At 74.6% G+C, this 985-nt stretch carries 1 protein-coding gene; it reads left to right on the plus strand.

Annotated elements, in window-relative coordinates; genetic code table 11:
• Positions 1-985 (plus strand): 5-amino-6-(D-ribitylamino)uracil--L-tyrosine 4-hydroxyphenyl transferase CofH (cofH, locus tag ABEB16_RS21380; RefSeq protein WP_345714193.1); only part of this gene is annotated, 985 nt, incomplete at both ends.

A 985-nucleotide genomic window follows, 5' to 3' on the forward strand; every position in this document is an offset into this window, starting at 1 on the left:
ACGTCTGCTACGTCGGCTGTCGCTTCTGCGCCTTCGCCCAGCGCAAGACCGACGCCGACGCCTACACCCTGTCCCTGGAGCAGATCGGCGACCGGGTCCGCGAGGCCCGCGCCCTGGGCGCCACCGAGGTCTGCCTGCAGGGCGGCATCTCCCCGGACCTGGGCCGCAGCGCCTACGTCGACATCGTCCGCGCCGTCAAGGACGCCGTGCCCGACGTGCACGTGCACGCCTTCAGCCCCATGGAGGTCGTCACCGCCGCCGCCAAGGCCGGCGTGCCCGTGCGGGAGTGGCTCGCGGAGGTCAAGGAGGCCGGGCTCGGCTCGATCCCCGGCACCGCCGCGGAGATCCTCGACGACGACGTCCGCTGGGTGCTCACCAAGGGCAAGCTGCCGACCGCCGCGTGGATCGACGTGGTGCAGACCGCGCACTCCCTGGGCATCCCGTCCAGCTCGACGATGATGTACGGCCACGTCGACCACCCGAGGCACTGGGTGCAGCACCTGCGCACCCTCGCCGCGGTGCAGGACCGCACCGGCGGGTTCACCGAGTTCGTGCTGCTGCCGTTCGTGCACACCAACGCCCCCGTCTACCTCGCGGGCGTGGCCCGGCCGGGCCCGACGCCGCGGGACAACCGCGCGGTGCACGCCGTGGCGCGGCTGCTGCTGCACGGGCGCATCGACCACGTGCAGACCTCCTGGGTGAAGCTCGGCGTGGAGGGCACCCGCACGATGCTCACCGGCGGCGCCGACGACCTCGGCGGCACCCTGATGGAGGAGACCATCAGCCGGATGGCCGGCTCCGAGCACGGCTCGGCCAAGACCGTCGAGGAGCTGCGGGAGATCACCGCGGGCATCGGCCGGCCGCTGCGGCAGCGGACCACCCTGTACGGGCAGGTGCCGCCGGGCCCGACCGGCCCGGCGGTGCCCGCGCAGGCCGCAGCCGCGCAGACCGCCGAGCAGGTGGCGGCCGGCGCGGACGCGGCGGG

Origin of the sequence: Kineococcus glutinatus (genome assembly GCF_039542765.1) — a bacterium.
Lineage (GTDB): Bacteria > Actinomycetota > Actinomycetes > Actinomycetales > Kineococcaceae > Kineococcus_A > Kineococcus_A glutinatus.